The following is a 16,824-nucleotide window of genomic DNA, read 5'->3' on the forward strand; positions in this document are numbered from 1 at the left end:
GTCGTTGCCTTTAGGAATAATACGTTTCTCCATTTAATAGGATCGGTCATTTTTATATCTACTCACACTTTAGCGTTAAAGTGATAAACCTAATTAATGCAAGATTTTCAATCATCATTGATCGTGTTTCGCATTTAGGCTACTGTGACGTCGTGTTTACTGGCATTATTGAGGAATTTAGAGGCGAACGCGATGCCATGGAAATGCGAAGTATTCTGATAGATTACATGAAGTATTTTTTCGGGCATTATATGCTGCATGACGATACAAATGTAGAGAACGTCTAACATATGATAGTGTTCACTTACTCAAAAAGACTAGCAATAATTGAGGAGTGAATAAGACCTGGTACCGTTAGGATATCAGGTCTTGTTTTGTTAAATTTGGTCCAATCATTTCATAAGAAAAGCTTCCCTTCATTTTTAAAGGCAAGCATCACTAAATGTTTATTTTTCTTGCTTCTCTGATGCAAAGAGACCATTTAAAATAACCTTTATCCCCCATATCAATCGCTCATTCTTTGCTGTATCACCAGAAAATAAGTCATTCTTATACGCAAAAATAGTAGGGAATTGACTAGCATCTACTGATAATAGGGAATCCCTCATTGAATGAAATGATTTATAGTCATCTTTCTTCCAAGAAGAATGTTCAAAACCTGAAGAGACTACATACGTCATTAAGGCGTCCATGCCCCACGTTATAGTCAACGGCTTTAGCCCACTAAACGACAGTTGCTTAAGTAAATAGTCCATTAGAACGATTGAATTTTTACCAAGTGGCACGGTTGTCATAGCCAGTTCCGCTACACCAGGATGTTGATATAACATGTCATGGTATGATAACAATACTGTTATGAGGTTGTCCTGCCATGTTTTTTTACTCTCCGGTTCATTGGGGAATGTAATGTCAGAAAGACTGTAGTCTAACACATAAGAATATAATTCTTCTGAGTTTTTCACATAGACATATAAAGATGATGCACCAGTGTCAAGTGCTTTTGCTACTTTACGCATAGTCAGTCCTTTCATTCCTTCATTTATAACCAATAAATAAGCTTCTTTAATAATACTTTCTTTACTTAGTGGGTCTTTAGCTGGTCGAGAACGACGGCTAGAATGATTTGCATTATTCATACTACTCTCTACTCCATTACAACTATTTTTTATTCCTGAAAAGAATTCATTAACGCTCCTAATTTAGCTGCAGCACCTTCTGAAAAGAAAAGGTCCACATTCTCTTTTGTTTCACTTGAAGCCTTTCTGGCATACTCGAACATTCTCTTTTCATATTCTCTACTTGCTCTTTCATGATTGTCAGTATGGATGATGGATAATGCGAGCTCCGCCCCGTCTAACATGGCTAGATTTGCACCTGCACCAGCAAATGGGGACATCAAATGTGCAGCATCTCCTATTAATGTCACGCCTTTTTTATTCTCCCACTTATGAGCTACTGGTAACATGTAGATTCGTCTTGGGGTGATTTCACCATTAGCACAAATAATATATTGTTTGAGATCATTCGACCAGTCTGAGAATAAGTTTAACAATGTCTGCTTAGCGATCTCAGGTTCTTTATGTGATAGCTTTAACGCTTCTAAAAAGCTAACTTCGGCTTTAAAACCTAAATAGACACGAATACGTCCATCACCATTCATCTGTGCAATGATTGCCTTATGATCACTTAAAGCATACACTGTACCTGGTCCATTATAAGCAACAAGCTCAGGGAAAAGCTCCTCTGCATTTGTAATGTTTAATTCCACCATACTTACTCCAGAATACTTCGCTTTTTCATCACTTACTAAAGGTCTGATACGAGAGAAAGCCCCATCGGCCCCAACGACGAGATCTACAACGTCAGTATGTCCATTCTCAAAGTAAAGTTCATACCTTGTATCATCAATCGGTACTGCACCAGTACATTTATGACCCCATCGAATAGTATCCGCTTGTAATGAATCTAGTAACAAATCCCGTAGTTCTGTTCTATCTATTTCTGGACGAGAGGTCTCTTCTGCTGTTGGTAATAGATCATGATCTTCATGATAAACCTTTCCGTTCTTATCCACCGTTTTACTACTCTGACCTTCAAAGCGGCATACCTCATAAAATAAATCGATCAAACCCGCTAGTTCTAACGCTCTTTGCCCTGTATGTGTTTCCAGATCCAGTGTCCCACCTTGTGGACGCACATATCTGGAAGCTTCACCTTCATATAGTACAGGGGTATAACCTGCATTCTGTAAAATTTTTGCTAATGTTAGTCCACCTAGCCCAGCGCCAATTATAGCAATTCGATAAGAGGGGTTAGTCATTTTCCTTCACTCCATATAGTCTGAGATTTAAAAAAGAGTTCCTATAAAAAAAGGATCAAATCAGTTATACCATAACGAACACCGTTCGTAAAGAACGGTGTTCGTCGAAGCTGTTGATTGTTTGTCGTTTCACGGTCTTTGTCACTTGTTAATTTTTTCTATAGGATACAAATGTGCAAGAATAGGGAGAATGTATCTTTTATAGTATGATGGTTATAAAATGAAAAAGGAAAGAGTGAACGGATGCCTACTATACTTGTTGCTGATGACGATGAGAACATTCGCGAACTTGTCTGTTTGTTTTTACGAAACGACGGATATACAATAGCCGAGGCAGCGAACGGAAAAGAAGCGTTAGATGTTTACGCCTCGACTGAGGTGGATTTGGTTGTGCTTGATATAATGATGCCAACTATGGATGGATGGACTTTATGCAAGGAGTTAAGACGAGCGAACCCTAAACTACCCTTACTTATGCTTACGGCAAGAGGGGAAACTTGGGAGAAGGTGAAAGGATTTGAACTTGGCACAGATGATTATCTGACAAAGCCATTTGACCCGTTAGAGTTGATGGCTCGTGTTCAGGCGTTGCTGAGGCGATATCGAATTGGGGCGACACAGACGATCCAATTTAAAAACGTTACTCTTGACCGGCAAACGTATAAAGTCACACGAGGATCAGATTCATTTACCTTGCCGTTAAAAGAGTTTGAATTGCTGTATAAGCTCGCTGAAACACCGGGACAAGTTTTTACTCGAGAGCAGTTAATTGATCAAATTTGGGGTATTCATTATACAGGCGATGATCGAACAATCGACGTCCACATAAAGCGTCTGCGCGAAAAGTTTGCAGACACAACCGATTTTCAACTGGAAACCGTCCGTGGTCTTGGATACAGACTTGAGGTAAATGAATGATCGCTTCTTTGTATACACGTGTTGTTCTAATCTTTTTGTCTTCTGTTATTGGAGGGACGGTCATTGGTTTTTTTGTGGCCACATGGATATTTGAAGAGCAATTAAACGAAAACCTGCAAATTACCTTGCTTGATTTTGGGCAGGACGTTGCTCAATTATATGAAACTTTACCTGTAGAAGATGCGACTACATTGGTTGCTGGAATGAAGCAGCTTAACTCCTATCACATTCGAATTTATGAAGAAACAGGGGAACTTCAATCTTTTGGGTCATATGATGAAGATAGTATTTCAATTGTCACCAGGGAAGAAGTGAAGGAAGTACTAGCGGGAGAATTGGTGCAAGTTCCAACAAACGGAATTAATCCAATTCGCTTGGCTATGCCATTGAACACGGAAACGGGCACAAAAGCAATGTTTGTCGAATCTGTATCACCGTCCTCCTCTTCCTTTCTGGTGAAGTGGATTTTTTATTTCTTAGCCTTTTCCTTAATTTCTGGAAGTGTATTCGTTTTAGTTGCCGCACTGTTTTTAGTTAGACCAATTAAAAAACTAACCGAGGCAACTAGGAGGATTGCGGGCGGAGATTTTGACGTCAAGCTAACGATTAAGCAAAAGGGTGAGTTAGGCACTTTGGCTCGCAGTTTTGAGGAGATGATGCGGGATTTGCAGCAGCTTGAACAAATGCGAAAAGAATTTGTTTCCAACGTGTCCCATGAAGTCCAGTCACCGCTTACCTCGATATCAGGTTATGCAGCAGCCCTCAAACAAGTGGACCTTGATCCGAACGATCGAAATCGTTATGTTGATGTGATTATTGCCGAAGCAGGGCGTATGTCAAAGATGAGTGGCAGTCTGCTAAAACTTAGTCTACTCGAATCAGAGTCCCAGCAGTTGCGGATGACCACCCTCGGTTTGGATGAGCAAATCAGGCGGGTTATCGTTGCCATTCAGCCACAATGGTCAGCTCGTACTATTGGTTTTGAGCTGGATTTAAGAGAAGTTGAGATAACGGCTGATCATGAACTGTTGAACCAAGTATGGATGAATCTCCTTGGCAACAGCATTAAGTTTTCTGAAGAAAATAGCGTGATTGGTGTTAGCATTAAACAAGATTCAGAGAATATAACGGTACGAATATCTGATACAGGTATTGGTATTTCTCCTGAAGACCAGAAACGCATATTCGAGCGGTTTTTTAAGGCTGATCGTTCTCATAGTAAGTATGAAGGTAGTGGTATGGGGCTTGCTATTGTAAAACAAATTGTTATGCTTCATCAAGGTGAGATTCGAGTTGAAAGTGAGCTCAACCGAGGAACAACATTTATTGTCACACTGCCTATAGGAACAGTCTCGTCTAATGCAGAAACATAACTTGGATTTTATTTCCTTAATAATTCCTATTTGCTACAGCATCGTGTGAGGCTGTAGCTTTTTTTGCTTGTTCATATTCCGTTCATACTGGCGTCATTAAGCGTACATAGTAATCGTATAAACTTTTATTAACGCAAAAGAATCTTACAACAAGATACAGACAGGAGAGGGTAAGAGTGAAGCAAGAAAATACTGAAAAAAGAACAAAGAAAGTGCTATCAATTATTCTGAAACTGGTGGGAGCCATTGTTTTAGTGATCGTCCTTTTTTTTGCCATTGTTTTTATTGTCAATTTGATTAGTAGTAAATCTGAGGAAGCCAAGATTCAAACTTATGGACAGTTTGTACAAGTGGATGGCGAAAATATGAATGTGTTCGTTGAAGGGGAAGGCGAAGAAACAATTGTCCTTCTTCCGGGCTATGGAACAGCTGCGCCAGCTCTTGATTTTAAACCACTTATCGAGGAGCTTGCTCCATTTTATAAAGTCGTTGTGGTTGAACCTTTTGGTTATGGATTAAGTGATCATACGGAAAAAGAAAGAACAACAGAAAATATTGTTTATGAAATCCACGAGGTGTTGCAAACTCTAGATATTGACGAATACATTTTAATGGGGCACTCTATTGCCGGAATTTATGGACTTGATTATGTAAACAACTTTGAAGATGAAGTACAGGCGTTTATCGGAATTGATACGAGTGTACCAACACAAGGTGGGATGGACGAAGATCTTCCAATAACTACGTTTAATCTGCTGAGAAAGTCTGGATTAGGCAGACTAGTCATTAACCTAGGTGATGACCCTTATGAAACGTTGCCATTTGATGAAGATACGAAAGATCAGATGAGATTGATTACCCACAAAAACTTGTTTAATCCGAGCAATTTGAATGAAATGAAACATTTTAGTTCGAATTTTAATGAAGCACAATCATTGACATTCCCTGATAATCTTCCATTGTTGCTCTTTATTCAAGAGAATAATGTAGATGTGGAAGGATGGGTCTCACTACATGAAGAGCAAGTAAGTCATTCTTTACATGGTAAGATAATGATGTTTGATGCAGACCACTATTTGCACCATACGAAATCAAAAAAAATGGTTGAAAACATGAGAGTATTTTTGAGCGAAACAGAGTAAAGGGTGCTTTACCTCTTGTTCATCATGTATGCTAAGCATGATGCCATATAACAAGTTGCTCATACACAATGTTTTTCTTGTGATACCTTGAAAGTTCAGCTTCTCATAGGAGTATTTTTATTCCATATAGCTCTTTCGAATAAGAAAAAACCTTTTATTTAAGAGTAATTAGTATATTATGTACTCTCTTTGTTGACCATAGTTAAAAGTGGTAACAGTATTAAAAATAGGAGGGCCTGTATGTATGAAGGCTGTAACTTATCAAGGACCAAATCATGTACAAGTTAGTCAAGTAGAGGATGCAAAATTAGAAAAACAAGACGATATTATCGTTAAGATTACTTCTACAGCTATTTGCGGATCTGATTTGCATTTATATCAAGGTAATATGCCATTACCCCGAGGGTATATTATTGGTCACGAGCCAATGGGGATTGTGGAAGAAGTTGGACCTGAAGTCACAAAAGTAAAAAAGGGAGACCGTGTGGTCGTACCGTTCAATGTCTCATGCGGTCAATGCTTTTTTTGCCAACATGAAATGGAAAGCCAATGCGATAATTCGAACCCTCATTATGATTCTGGCGGATACTTTGGTTATACGGAAAAATTCGGTAACCATCCTGGTGGACAGGCTGAATATTTAAAAGTACCTTTTGGAAACTTCACTCCCTTTGTTATTCCAGAGTCATGCGAATTAGAGGATGAGTCGCTTCTCTTTTTATCCGATGTTTTGCCAACAGCTTATTGGAGTGTAAAAAATGCAGGTGTAAAATCAGGGGATACAGTGATTGTTCTTGGATGTGGACCTGTTGGGTTGATGGCACAAAAATTTGCTTGGATGGAAGGTGCAAAACGTGTAATAGCAGTTGATTACTTGGATTACCGAATCAACCATGCAAAAAAGATGAACAATGTTGAGGTATATGAGTTCACAAAGTACCCTGATATGGGGGAACATTTAAAAGAGATCACCCATGGTGGAGCTGATGTCGTTATCGATTGCGTAGGTATGGATGGAAAGAAATCACCCCTAGAGTTTCTAGAACAAAAATTGAAATTGCAGGGGGGAACTCTTGGACCTATTCAAATTGCTACGAAAGCGGTTCGAAAGTATGGGACAGTACAAATGACTGGTGTTTACGGAGGCAACTATAATGCATTTCCATTAGGTGCATTTTGGGTAAGAAATATAAACCTTAAAATGGGACAAGCCCCTGTCATACATTTTATGCCAGAGTTGTTTAAAAAAATAACGAATAATGAATTTGATCCAAGAGACATTATCACACACAAACTGTCTCTTGAAGAAGCAAGTCATGGCTATCGAATGTTTAATAATCGTGAAGATGACTGTATAAAAGTCGTTTTAAAACCGTAATCCTCTTCACGTTCCAAAAAGACTTCATACTTTGTATAGAAGTCTTTTTCTGTTAATGGCTCGCATAGATAAGTCTCACATTATTACTTGTAATAATCCTCCATTAATTCGTCGATCCATTTGGGTTGCCTTACTTCACCAATAGGGCCAAATTCTTTAACATAAGGTTTTATATCAAGGATAGGTGTTTTATCAATAGCGTCCAAAGATTTAACTTTGATCTCAGATTGGTTTATCTCTAATAGCTCGCACCTCGATACTCCAATTGCATTGGGTCTGCCTTTAGCTCGTTGAGAAAAAATCCCTACACTCGGCCACTCTGGATTGTTTCTAGGGTGTCGATCTTGTGTAACAATTTTGCTCTTATCAACCTGATTCATATGAAAAACAATATCTAAATGAGAAAATTCTTCCAATCCTTTTAAAGAGGACACTGGAAATCTTGAATCCAATTTAATGATGCTGACAACGTTTCCCCAGTTATCATCTTCCATGTCTTTCCTTGGTGAGGAGATATGCCCAATATATTCTGCAAAAAATTCGTTATGATTCATAATGATTCCCGCCTTTTCGCTTGTTAGATATGTATTCTCTTCTCAGTGTATATAATAATTATAATTTTAGGAATAATTTTAACCGTATTCTTATTCCGATTTTTGTTTTCTGTAAATGTTATGCTATTTTTGGACAGTTTGAGAGTAAAGGCAGCAACAAATTGTTCGTTGGAGCGGGTAGTTTGAAGGTTAAAAAGACGTAGTCTGTTCTGCTAGTGCGAAGAACACTCAGAAGGAAGGGATACTTTTATTTTTGAACTAAAAAAATCTATTGAAATAAGGGGTCGAGGGAATCAGTTGATTGAATTAAAATAAAAGAATCGGTACTATGTACTTGATAGCAAAGCCATGTGAAAGTATAAAAATTATGATGGTGTAATAGCCCCTTTAATGAAAAGAAAGAGAGTGATGTATAGAGGGGGGAAAGATAATCATGACTTACTTATTGTGGAGGAGAATATGGATCATTTCAAAGATTACTTAGCAAGTATCGATCATCCTGAGCATCGTAATCGAACAGAAGAAATGTTGACGTGGATATCTGTTGAGTTTCCTGAGCTAGTACCACACATTAAGTGGAACACGCCGATGTTTTCAAATCAAGACACTTTTATAATTGGTGTTTCTACTGCAAAACACCATTTAAGCGTCTCACCAGAAGAAGCAGGTATATCACGTTTTGCTGATGAAATTGCTCAGGCCGGTTACAGTGCAACTAAGGGATTGTTTAGAATTCCTTGGAATAAACCTGTAGATTACAAGTTATTAGAGAGAATGATTTGGTTTAATATTGAGGATAAAAAAGGGTATAAGAAATTTTGGCGGTAAAAAGAGATTATTTGTTCAGCAACATACTATAAAAATGAAGGTATATGAAAAAGAAGCGGTGGACATGAGTGGTTCACCGCTTTTTGTTGTTAATTAAACGATTGATTAAACCGTGTGTAACACAATATTTTCTTCTTGAAAGAATGTTTTATACGACTCATCTAAAGGGGCAGATGTGATAATGTGGTCCACTCGAGACAAAGGGGCATACGTAAGCATAGTTGACTGACCGAATTTTGAAGCATCGGCTAGTAGAAAAAGCTCATTTTCTTTCTGAACAATGCTCTTTTTTACTTCATATTCGTGAAGATCGGCATTGGTTAATCCTTTAGAAATGCTAGCTCCAGTACAAGCCATAAACGCTTTATCTACATTATACTTATTAAGTGAAAAGCTGCTTATGTTGACGAATGAACGTGTTTTTGCTTGGTAATGATTCCCTAATACAAACAGTTCAATATTTTCTTTGTCCGACACAGCATTGATAACGTCTAAATTATTCGTCAAAACCGTAATAAACTTATCTTCAGGGAAATGATCGAACATCCATTTTGTTGTGGTACCTGAGTCAATATAAACAAAGTCTTGATCTTCTATAAACGATGCTGCATGTAGAGCGATCCGAACTTTTTCATCATTGTAGACGTGGTGACGATTTTCAAACGGAATTAACTGTTTTTCCGTTGCAGTAACTCCTCCGTATACTTTTTCAATCACCCCTTTTTCGGTTAAACGGTTAAGATCCCGTCGAACAGTATTTTTGGATACATCGAAGCGCTCACATAAATCATCAATGGAGACGGTTCCGTTTGCAAGAATGTAGTTTTCCATTTCTTGAATCCTAACTAGCTTCATTCTATTACTCCCAACGTCAAAAATTCTTATCTCATACTATACCATCATACTCAAAATATAATCAACACATATATATATTTAATCGTGATTAAAGAAAATATTCCGTTAAATCGTTGACATATATCCAAGATGTTATTAATATATAACCAATAAGTAACCAATAGTTTTATTTTTATTGTAAGCGATTACTAGTAATGTTAATTGATGGAGGGATTGTGGTGGTCGAAACAGCGAGTAAAGTTCGTACATTAAAAAACTACATAAATGGAAAGTGGGTCGTCAGTAAGACTTCAGAGTATGAGGAAGTGGTCAATCCAGCGACAAAAGACGTTCTCTGTCGAGTGCCGCTTTCAACAAGGCAAGAACTTCATTATGCAGCCGAGATTGCAAAGGAAGCTTTCCACGTTTGGTCAACTGTTGCAGTCCCACGTCGTGCACGTATACTTTTTAGTTTTCAACAGCTATTGCAACAACATAAAGAAGAATTAGCCCAACTGATTACACTGGAAAATGGCAAGAATTTAACGGAAGCCCGTGGTGAAGTACAGCGGGGGATTGAGAACGTTGAATTTGCTGCTAGTGCTCCTTCCCTTATGATGGGTGATGCGTTGCCTGCTATTGCTACAAACGTAGAGGCAAGTAATTACCGCTATCCAATTGGTGTTGTTGGCGGTATTACACCGTTTAACTTTCCGATGATGGTGCCTTGCTGGATGTTTCCGATGGCCATCGCACTTGGGAATACATTTATTCTTAAGCCGTCAGAGCGTACACCTTTGCTTGTCGAGAAATTTGCAGACCTGCTAAAAGAAGCTGGACTCCCTGATGGTGTGTTTAATATTGTCTATGGTGCCCACGACGTAGTAAACGGTATTTTAGACCATCCAGAAATTAAAGCGGTTTCTTTTGTTGGTTCTAAACCAGTTGGTGAATATGTATTTAAGCGTGGTAGCGAAAATTTAAAGCGTGTCCAAGCGCTTACTGGTGCAAATAACCATACAGTTGTATTACGAGATGCCGATTTAGATACGGCGGTTAATGATATTGTCGGTGCTGCCTTCGGCTCTGCTGGAGAACGTTGTATGGCATGTGCGGTTGTAACAGTAGAAGATGCTATTGCGGATGCGTTTATCGCAAAGCTTACGGAAAAAGCGGAGAGCTTAAAAATGGGAAAGGGTATTGACGACGGGGTATTCTTAGGGCCAGTTATTCGTGAAGACAATAAAAAACGTACGTTTTCATATATAGAGTCCGGTATAGAAGAAGGCGCAACGCTTTTATTAGACGGTAGAGAACGTGCAAGTGATGATGGTTACTTTGTTGGGCCAACAATCTTTGACAACGTTACAACGGAAATGAAGATTTGGAAAGATGAAATTTTTGCACCTGTATTATCAATCGTCCGTGTAAAGCATTTGAAAGAAGCAATTGCTACGGCAAACCAATCAGAATTTGCGAATGGCGCTTGTATTTTCACGAAAGACGCGCAAGCAATTCGCTACTTTCGCGAAAACATTGATGCAGGTATGTTAGGGGTTAATCTTGGTGTACCAGCACCTATGGCATTCTTCCCATTCTCTGGCTGGAAGTCTTCTTTCTTCGGCACACTTCATGCAAATGGAAAAGATAGTGTCGATTTCTATACACGTAAAAAAGTGGTGACAGCTCGCTTAGTAGATCCAGTATTTGAAGATTAATTTAGACGCACAGGAGGATTATATGCCTAAGTTATTACGCAAACCGGAAAAGAAGCCATTATCTAAAGGTGTGACGTTGATACATGAAGTGAAAGACGGTCGAACGCCACTTGAATACGTTGGATTTTCCGTCATTGACCTCACAGAAGGCGCACTGTATGAAGAAACATTAACAAATCAAGAGTGCTGTGCCGTCATTGTGACAGGGAAAGCGTCTGTCACGGCAGGAGAGGATACATTTTCATCCATTGGGACTAGAAATAGTGTATTTGAAAAAGTTCCGACAGATAGTGTGTATATAACAAAAGAGACAACTTTTCGTATTCAAGCTGATACGAATGCTAGAGTAGCGCTTTGTTATGCACCTGGGATGACAAAACGTCCTAACCGCTTACTTCCCGCTAAAGATATCCAACCAGAGCATCGTGGCATAAAAATGAATCAGCGGTCTGTCCATAATATTTTACCAGATTCACTGGATGTGGCTGATTCTTTACTAGTTGTAGAAGTGTATACGGAGAGCGGGAATTTCTCTAGTTACCCACCTCATAAGCACGATCAAGATAATTTGCCGCACGAATCATTTTTGGAAGAGACGTATTACCATGAACAAGATCCGCCACAAGGGTTTGTTTTTCAACGTGTTTACACAGATGACCGTAGCTTAGATGAAACGATGACTGTTGAAAATGAAGATGTTGTTTTAGTGCCAGCTGGTTATCATCCAGTTGGCGTGCCTGATGGCTATACATCATACTATTTAAATGTAATGGCAGGTCCAAAGCGGACTTGGAAATTTTATAATGATCCAGCTCATGAGTGGATCTTAGATCGTGAGGATTCGTAAAATGACAGTTACGTTTGCAAAAGATAAACGGTTTGATTTAGTTGCGATTGGGCGCGCGTGTATCGATTTAAATGCAACGGAATACAATCGTCCGATGGAAGAAACGATGACATTTTCTAAATATGTAGGTGGATCACCAGCAAACGTTGCGATTGGTTCATCAAAATTAGGCTTAAAAACAGGATTTATTGGTAAATTGGCTGATGATCAGCATGGGAGATTTATTCGCTCATATATGGATGGCGTTGGCGTAGATACGTCAGAAATGATAACGGATACAGAAGGTCATAAGACAGGTTTAACATTTACAGAGATTAAGAGTCCTGAAGAGTGCAGTATTTTAATGTATCGCACAGAGGTAGCAGATTTATTCTTGCGTCCGGAAGAAGTATCAGAGGCATATATTGCCGAAGCAAAAATGTTGTTAGTTTCAGGGACGGCACTTGCCCAAAGCCCTTCTCGTGAAGCGGTATTTCAAGCAGTGGGTTATGCAAAAAAGAACAACGTGACGATCGTATTTGAATTAGATTATCGACCATATACATGGCAATCAGCAGAAGAGACGTCTGTTTATTATAAGTGGGCAGCAGAACAAGCGAATCTTGTCATTGGAACACGTGATGAATATGACATTCTTGAAAATCAAGAAAATGGTGATGATGAACAAACAGCAAAAGCGTTACTTGCACATCGAGCTGAACTTGTTGTCATTAAGCATGGTGTGGACGGTTCTATTGCATTCGAAGAAGATGGGACCATTACCCGGGCTAAAGCCTATCCATCTAACGTTTTGAAAACGTTCGGTGCAGGCGATTCGTATGCATCTGCTTTTCTATATGCACTTGTAAACGGAAAATCAACGCAGGAAGCGTTACAGTTCGGCGGTGCTTCAGCGGCAATTGTGGTCAGTAAGCATAGCTCATCAGAAGCAATGCCGACGGTTGGAGAAATCGAAGATCTCTTAAAGCAACACGAACAGCGTGTTTAAAAGGAGGCTGTGAGATCATGGCAGAAACAATTCGTTTGACAACAGGGCAAGCCCTTGTGAAATTTTTAAACAACCAGTTTATTTCAGTAGATGGAAAAGAGGAGCACTTTGTTGAAGGCATGTTCAACATCTTTGGTCATGGCAATGTGCTCGGAATTGGTCAAGCACTTGAACAAGATGCTGGTCATCTCAAAGTCATTCAAGGAAAAAACGAACAAGGGATGGCACATGCAGCCATCGCGTATTCAAAACAAATGCTTAGAAAGAAGATTTATGCGGTTACCACTTCTGTTGGTCCAGGAGCTGCTAACTTAGTGCCTGCCGCTGGAACGGCTTTAGCGAATAACATCCCAGTTCTACTTCTTCCAGCTGATACGTTTGCCACGCGACAGCCTGATCCGGTCCTGCAACAGTTCGAACAAGAATATAGTGCAGCAATTACTACAAATGATGCATTAAAACCAGTATCCCGTTACTGGGATCGTGTCGTTCGACCAGAACAACTGATGAGTAGCTTGCTTCGAGCATTTGAGGTGATGACTGACCCAGCGAAAGCAGGTCCTGTAACGATTTGTATTGCTCAAGATGTCGAGGGGGAAGCGTACGATTACCCAATGACTTTTTTTGGGAAAAGAGTTCATTATGTGGATCGAAGTGAATCTACTAGTCGTGAAATAGATGAGGCTATTCAAGCGATACGCAAAAGTAAAAAACCTCTTATTATTGTTGGTGGTGGGGCAAAATACTCTGAAGCTCGAGATGAATTAGTCACTTTTTCTGAGACATATCGAGTTCCTATGGTTGAAACACAAGCCGGTAAATCAACCGTTGAAAGCCATCATCCCCTTAATTTAGGGGGGGTTGGTGTGACAGGTACAAAAGCAGCGAACCTTGCAGCAAAAGAGGCTGATTTAGTCATTGGAGTAGGAACACGCTACACAGATTTTACATCTTCCTCCAAAACGGCATTCTCTTATGACAAAGCTTCCTTTGTAAATATAAATGTTAGCCGGATGCACGCGTATAAGATGGACGCTGTGCAGGTTGTAGCAGATGCGAGGGTAACGTTATCTATTCTTTTTGAGAAATTAAAGGGCTATAGAAGTCATCATGGTTCTATTGATTCGTGGAAAAAAGAGTGGATTCAGGAAAGAGAACGGTTGTCTTCTATTTCATTTGATCGTAATCGGTTTAAACCTGAAATCGAGGGACAGTTTTCGCAACAAGTATTAAATGAGTATGCAGATACATTAAACACCGAATTCCCACAAACAACTGCTTTAATAGCACTTAATAAAGCGATAGCTAAAGATGCAGTAATCGTTTGTGCAGCTGGATCTCTCCCAGGAGATCTACAACGTTTATGGGATACAGAAACACCAAATACATACCACCTAGAGTATGGCTACTCTTGTATGGGCTACGAAATTGCAGGTGGTTTCGGTGCGAAGCTAGCTGAACCTGATAAAGAAGTCTATTCTCTTGTAGGTGATGGCAGTTTTCTTATGATGCACTCCGAGCTGGTCACAGCCATTCAGTATGGGTATAAATTGAATGTTGTCTTATTTGATAACGCTGGATTCGGTTGTATAAGTAATTTACAAATGGATCATGGAAGCGGTAGTCATGGTTGTGAATTTCGCACACATACAGGGAACATTATGAACATTGATTACGCCAAGATTGCAGAAGCATATGGTGCAAAAGTCTACCGGGTATCGTCAGTGGAACAACTTCAAAAAGCAGTGAAGGATTCAATGTGTCAAGAGGTTTCCACGCTTATTGAAATTAAAGTTCTCCCGAAAACAATGACAGATGGGTACGAGAGCTGGTGGAATGTTGGTGTTGCAGAAACATCAAACGTAACGTCGGTTCAGCGGGCATATCAGCAGCACCAAACGAAATTAAATACAGCAAAGCTCTATTAAGGGGAGATTATTCTGACCAGTAAGCAGATTAAATGGGGCATTGCGCCTATTGGCTGGCGTAATGACGATTTGCCAGAAATAGGGGCAGGTAACACACTTGCCCATCTTCTTAGTGATGTAGTTGTCGCAAAGTTCGAAGGAACAGAAGTTGGAGGGTTTTTTCCTGAAGCTTCTATTTTAAATAAGGAAATACAACTTAGGCAGTTAAGAATTGTAGGCCAATGGTTTTCGAGCTATCTCATTCGTGATGGTGTAAGTGCAACTGCAGCTTTGTTTCACGAGCATTGTGCGTATCTAAAGGAAGTGAATGCAGAAGTCGCTGTAGTATCGGAACAAACGTACAGTGTCCAAAATGAAGAGCAAAACGTTTTTGCATTAAACCGTAAACCAACCCTAACAGATGAAGAATGGGGAATCGTGTGTCAAGGAGTAGACAGACTAGGTGGAATTGCTAAATCCTATGGTTTGAAACTTGCTTATCATTCTCATATGGGGACGGTTGTACAGACGAAAGAAGAAGTGAAGCGGTTGATGGAGGGGACGAATCCGAATCTTGTTGGGTTACTATACGATACGGGTCATACGTTTATCGCTGACGGTGAGTACCTATCAGTGTTAGATACATACTGTCATCGAATAAACCACGTTCATTTTAAAGATGTTCGCAAAGATGTACTGACAACATGTAAACAAGATGGTTTAACGTTCAGACAGTCATTTTTAAGAGGAATGTTTACGGTTCCGGGAGATGGTTGCATTGATTTTGAACCTGTGTTTTTACGTTTAGTAAAGAAGGGATATCAAGGCTGGATCGTTGTTGAAGCGGAGCAAGACCCAGAAATTGCTCATCCATTGGAATACGCTTTAAAAGCAAGAGAGTACATTGATAGTAAATTATTAAAGAAGAGTATCGGAACAGTCGATAGTTAAAGACCAAAGGTGGGGATACGAATGACGTTAAAAATAGGCGTTATTGGGACGGGCGCAATCGGTAGAGACCATATTCGTCGCGTAACAAAGAGTCTAGCTGGTGCAGAAATTATTGCGGTAACAGATGTTAACCAACAAGCGGCAGAAGCCGTCATTAAAGAATTTAAATTAAATGCAACGTTGTATAAAGATGATGTGGACTTAATTCAGGATTCAAGAATTGAAGCTGTCTTTATTACAAGCTGGGGTCAAGCTCACGAGAGCAGTGTGTTAAAAGCAATTGAAGCAAAGAAGTTTGTATTTTGTGAAAAGCCGTTAGCAACAACTGCAGAAGGGTGTATGCGAATTGTGGAAGCGGAAATGGCTTATGGGAATCCACTTGTTCAGGTAGGTTTTATGCGTCGTTATGATAGCGGTTACAAAAAGTTGAAAGAAGCGATTGATCAAAACACAATTGGAGAACCTTTACTGATGCATTGTGCTCACAGAAACGCTAATGTGGCTGAGCGTTACTCCACTGATATGGCAATCCACGATACATTGATTCATGAAATTGATGTGTTGCGCTGGTTAATTAATGACGACTATGTTTCAGCTCAAGTATTTTATCCTAGAAAAACGAAGCATGCATTGCCACACCTGAAGGATCCACAAATGGTAATGTTACAAACCGAGAGTGGTGTCATGATTAACGTTGAAATTTTTGTGAACTGTACGTACGGATACGATATTCAATGTGAAATTGTTGGTGAAGAAGGACTTCTCCGCCTACCTGATGAAGCGCACGTTCAAGTAAGAAAGGGTGGTCAAATTGGAAAAGAAATAGGAATGGATTGGCAGGAGCGTTTTGCTCACGCTTATGATGTTGAAGTGCAAGATTTTATCGATAACGTTCTTGATAAGGGTACCGTTTCTGGTCCTACAGCATGGGATGGGTACATTGCGGCAGTGACTGCAGATGCATGTGTGAAAGCACAAATTTCGGGTGTGAAAGAGACTATTGAACTTGCTCAATGCCCTGATTTTTATAAAAAAGAGAAGCCAGCAGCTAAAGTCGTGTACTAGA

15 protein-coding genes are annotated in these 16,824 nt (G+C 39.5%); 11 read left to right on the forward strand and 4 right to left on the reverse strand.

Annotated features, from left to right (window positions below; all coding sequences use genetic code 11):
- Positions 1-446 precede the first annotated feature (446 nt).
- Complete coding sequence (locus E2L03_RS07345; protein WP_124741173.1) at positions 447-1,136, reverse strand: TetR/AcrR family transcriptional regulator; 690 nt, start codon at positions 1,134-1,136, stop codon at positions 447-449.
- Positions 1,137-1,165: 29 nt separating this feature from the next.
- Positions 1,166-2,320 carry an FAD-dependent oxidoreductase gene (locus E2L03_RS07350; RefSeq protein ID WP_134258826.1) on the reverse strand — a complete coding sequence of 385 codons (1,155 nt, stop codon included), beginning with the start codon at positions 2,318-2,320 and terminating at the stop codon, positions 1,166-1,168.
- Positions 2,321-2,563: 243 nt separating this feature from the next.
- Between E2L03_RS07350 and E2L03_RS07355 the strand changes: the two genes are divergently transcribed.
- From E2L03_RS07355 to E2L03_RS07370, 4 genes are all read left to right on the forward strand, one after another.
- Positions 2,564-3,238 (forward strand): response regulator transcription factor, encoded by a 675-nt coding sequence (locus E2L03_RS07355; protein ID WP_095149448.1) that lies wholly within the window; start codon positions 2,564-2,566, stop codon positions 3,236-3,238.
- Positions 3,235-4,611 (forward strand): sensor histidine kinase, encoded by a 1,377-nt coding sequence (locus E2L03_RS07360; protein ID WP_134258827.1) that lies wholly within the window; start codon positions 3,235-3,237, stop codon positions 4,609-4,611. The genes E2L03_RS07355 and E2L03_RS07360 overlap by 4 nt, the downstream gene beginning before the upstream one ends.
- A 176-nt stretch (positions 4,612-4,787) precedes the next feature.
- On the forward strand, positions 4,788-5,753 hold the full coding sequence (locus E2L03_RS07365; protein ID WP_134258828.1) for an alpha/beta hydrolase: 966 nt from the start codon (positions 4,788-4,790) through the stop codon (positions 5,751-5,753).
- A 244-nt stretch (positions 5,754-5,997) separates the two neighbouring features.
- On the forward strand, positions 5,998-7,131 hold the full coding sequence (locus tag E2L03_RS07370; protein ID WP_124741178.1) for a zinc-dependent alcohol dehydrogenase: 1,134 nt from the start codon (positions 5,998-6,000) through the stop codon (positions 7,129-7,131).
- A gap of 83 nt (positions 7,132-7,214) precedes the next feature.
- Here the strand turns inward: E2L03_RS07370 and E2L03_RS07375 are convergent, their stop codons facing one another.
- On the reverse strand, positions 7,215-7,685 hold the full coding sequence (locus E2L03_RS07375) for an SAM-dependent methyltransferase (protein ID WP_134258829.1): 471 nt from the start codon (positions 7,683-7,685) through the stop codon (positions 7,215-7,217).
- 459 nt (positions 7,686-8,144) lie between these two features.
- On the opposite strand from E2L03_RS07375, the gene E2L03_RS07380 reads away from it, so the two are divergent.
- Positions 8,145-8,513 carry an iron chaperone gene (locus tag E2L03_RS07380; protein ID WP_038476216.1) on the forward strand — a complete coding sequence of 123 codons (369 nt, stop codon included), beginning with the start codon at positions 8,145-8,147 and terminating at the stop codon, positions 8,511-8,513.
- A 105-nt stretch (positions 8,514-8,618) separates the two neighbouring features.
- Here the strand turns inward: E2L03_RS07380 and E2L03_RS07385 are convergent, their stop codons facing one another.
- Entirely contained in the window at positions 8,619-9,368 is a 750-nt protein-coding gene (locus tag E2L03_RS07385) for a DeoR/GlpR family DNA-binding transcription regulator (RefSeq protein WP_038476219.1), read from the reverse strand.
- 194 nt (positions 9,369-9,562) lie between these two features.
- Here E2L03_RS07385 and E2L03_RS07390 point away from each other — a divergent pair, with 194 nt between their 5' ends.
- The 6 genes from E2L03_RS07390 to iolG are packed head-to-tail and all read left to right on the forward strand — an operon-like array spanning position 9,563 to position 16,823.
- Positions 9,563-11,065 carry a CoA-acylating methylmalonate-semialdehyde dehydrogenase gene (locus E2L03_RS07390; RefSeq protein WP_134258830.1) on the forward strand — a complete coding sequence of 501 codons (1,503 nt, stop codon included), beginning with the start codon at positions 9,563-9,565 and terminating at the stop codon, positions 11,063-11,065.
- A 22-nt stretch (positions 11,066-11,087) separates the two neighbouring features.
- Entirely contained in the window at positions 11,088-11,912 is an 825-nt protein-coding gene (gene iolB / locus E2L03_RS07395; RefSeq protein ID WP_124741180.1) for a 5-deoxy-glucuronate isomerase, read from the forward strand.
- A gap of 1 nt (position 11,913) precedes the next feature.
- A complete protein-coding gene (iolC, locus tag E2L03_RS07400) occupies positions 11,914-12,900 on the forward strand; it encodes a 5-dehydro-2-deoxygluconokinase (RefSeq protein ID WP_055737077.1) in 987 nt (328 codons plus the stop codon).
- A gap of 17 nt (positions 12,901-12,917) precedes the next feature.
- Positions 12,918-14,828, forward strand: a complete 1,911-nt coding sequence (gene iolD / locus E2L03_RS07405) for a 3D-(3,5/4)-trihydroxycyclohexane-1,2-dione acylhydrolase (decyclizing) (RefSeq protein ID WP_134258831.1) — start codon at positions 12,918-12,920, stop codon at positions 14,826-14,828.
- Positions 14,829-14,840: 12 nt separating this feature from the next.
- Positions 14,841-15,758, forward strand: a complete 918-nt coding sequence (gene iolE / locus E2L03_RS07410; protein ID WP_134258832.1) for a myo-inosose-2 dehydratase — start codon at positions 14,841-14,843, stop codon at positions 15,756-15,758.
- Between the two features lie 21 nt (positions 15,759-15,779).
- Positions 15,780-16,823: a bifunctional inositol 2-dehydrogenase/D-chiro-inositol 1-dehydrogenase gene (gene iolG, locus E2L03_RS07415; RefSeq protein WP_055737080.1), complete on the forward strand. Its 1,044-nt coding sequence runs from the start codon at positions 15,780-15,782 to the stop codon at positions 16,821-16,823.
- The last annotated feature ends 1 nt before the right edge of the window (position 16,824 follow it).

It is taken from the genome of Shouchella oshimensis (assembly GCF_004375095.1).
GTDB classification, from domain to species: Bacteria; Bacillota; Bacilli; order Bacillales; family Bacillaceae_D; genus Shouchella; species Shouchella oshimensis.

Coding starts and splice junctions, on each gene's coding strand:
- iolC (WP_055737077.1), top strand. CDS start 11,914: ATGACAGTTACGTTTGCAAAAGATAAACGGTTTGATTTAGTTGCGATT.
- E2L03_RS07360 (WP_134258827.1), top strand. CDS start 3,235: ATGATCGCTTCTTTGTATACACGTGTTGTTCTAATCTTTTTGTCTTCT.
- E2L03_RS07380 (WP_038476216.1), top strand. CDS start 8,145: ATGGATCATTTCAAAGATTACTTAGCAAGTATCGATCATCCTGAGCAT.
- E2L03_RS07370 (WP_124741178.1), top strand. CDS start 5,998: ATGAAGGCTGTAACTTATCAAGGACCAAATCATGTACAAGTTAGTCAA.
- iolG (WP_055737080.1), top strand. CDS start 15,780: ATGACGTTAAAAATAGGCGTTATTGGGACGGGCGCAATCGGTAGAGAC.
- E2L03_RS07355 (WP_095149448.1), top strand. CDS start 2,564: ATGCCTACTATACTTGTTGCTGATGACGATGAGAACATTCGCGAACTT.
- E2L03_RS07375 (WP_134258829.1), bottom strand. CDS start 7,685: ATGAATCATAACGAATTTTTTGCAGAATATATTGGGCATATCTCCTCA.
- E2L03_RS07385 (WP_038476219.1), bottom strand. CDS start 9,368: ATGAAGCTAGTTAGGATTCAAGAAATGGAAAACTACATTCTTGCAAAC.
- E2L03_RS07390 (WP_134258830.1), top strand. CDS start 9,563: ATGTTAATTGATGGAGGGATTGTGGTGGTCGAAACAGCGAGTAAAGTT.
- E2L03_RS07345 (WP_124741173.1), bottom strand. CDS start 1,136: ATGAATAATGCAAATCATTCTAGCCGTCGTTCTCGACCAGCTAAAGAC.
- E2L03_RS07350 (WP_134258826.1), bottom strand. CDS start 2,320: ATGACTAACCCCTCTTATCGAATTGCTATAATTGGCGCTGGGCTAGGT.
- iolD (WP_134258831.1), top strand. CDS start 12,918: ATGGCAGAAACAATTCGTTTGACAACAGGGCAAGCCCTTGTGAAATTT.
- iolB (WP_124741180.1), top strand. CDS start 11,088: ATGCCTAAGTTATTACGCAAACCGGAAAAGAAGCCATTATCTAAAGGT.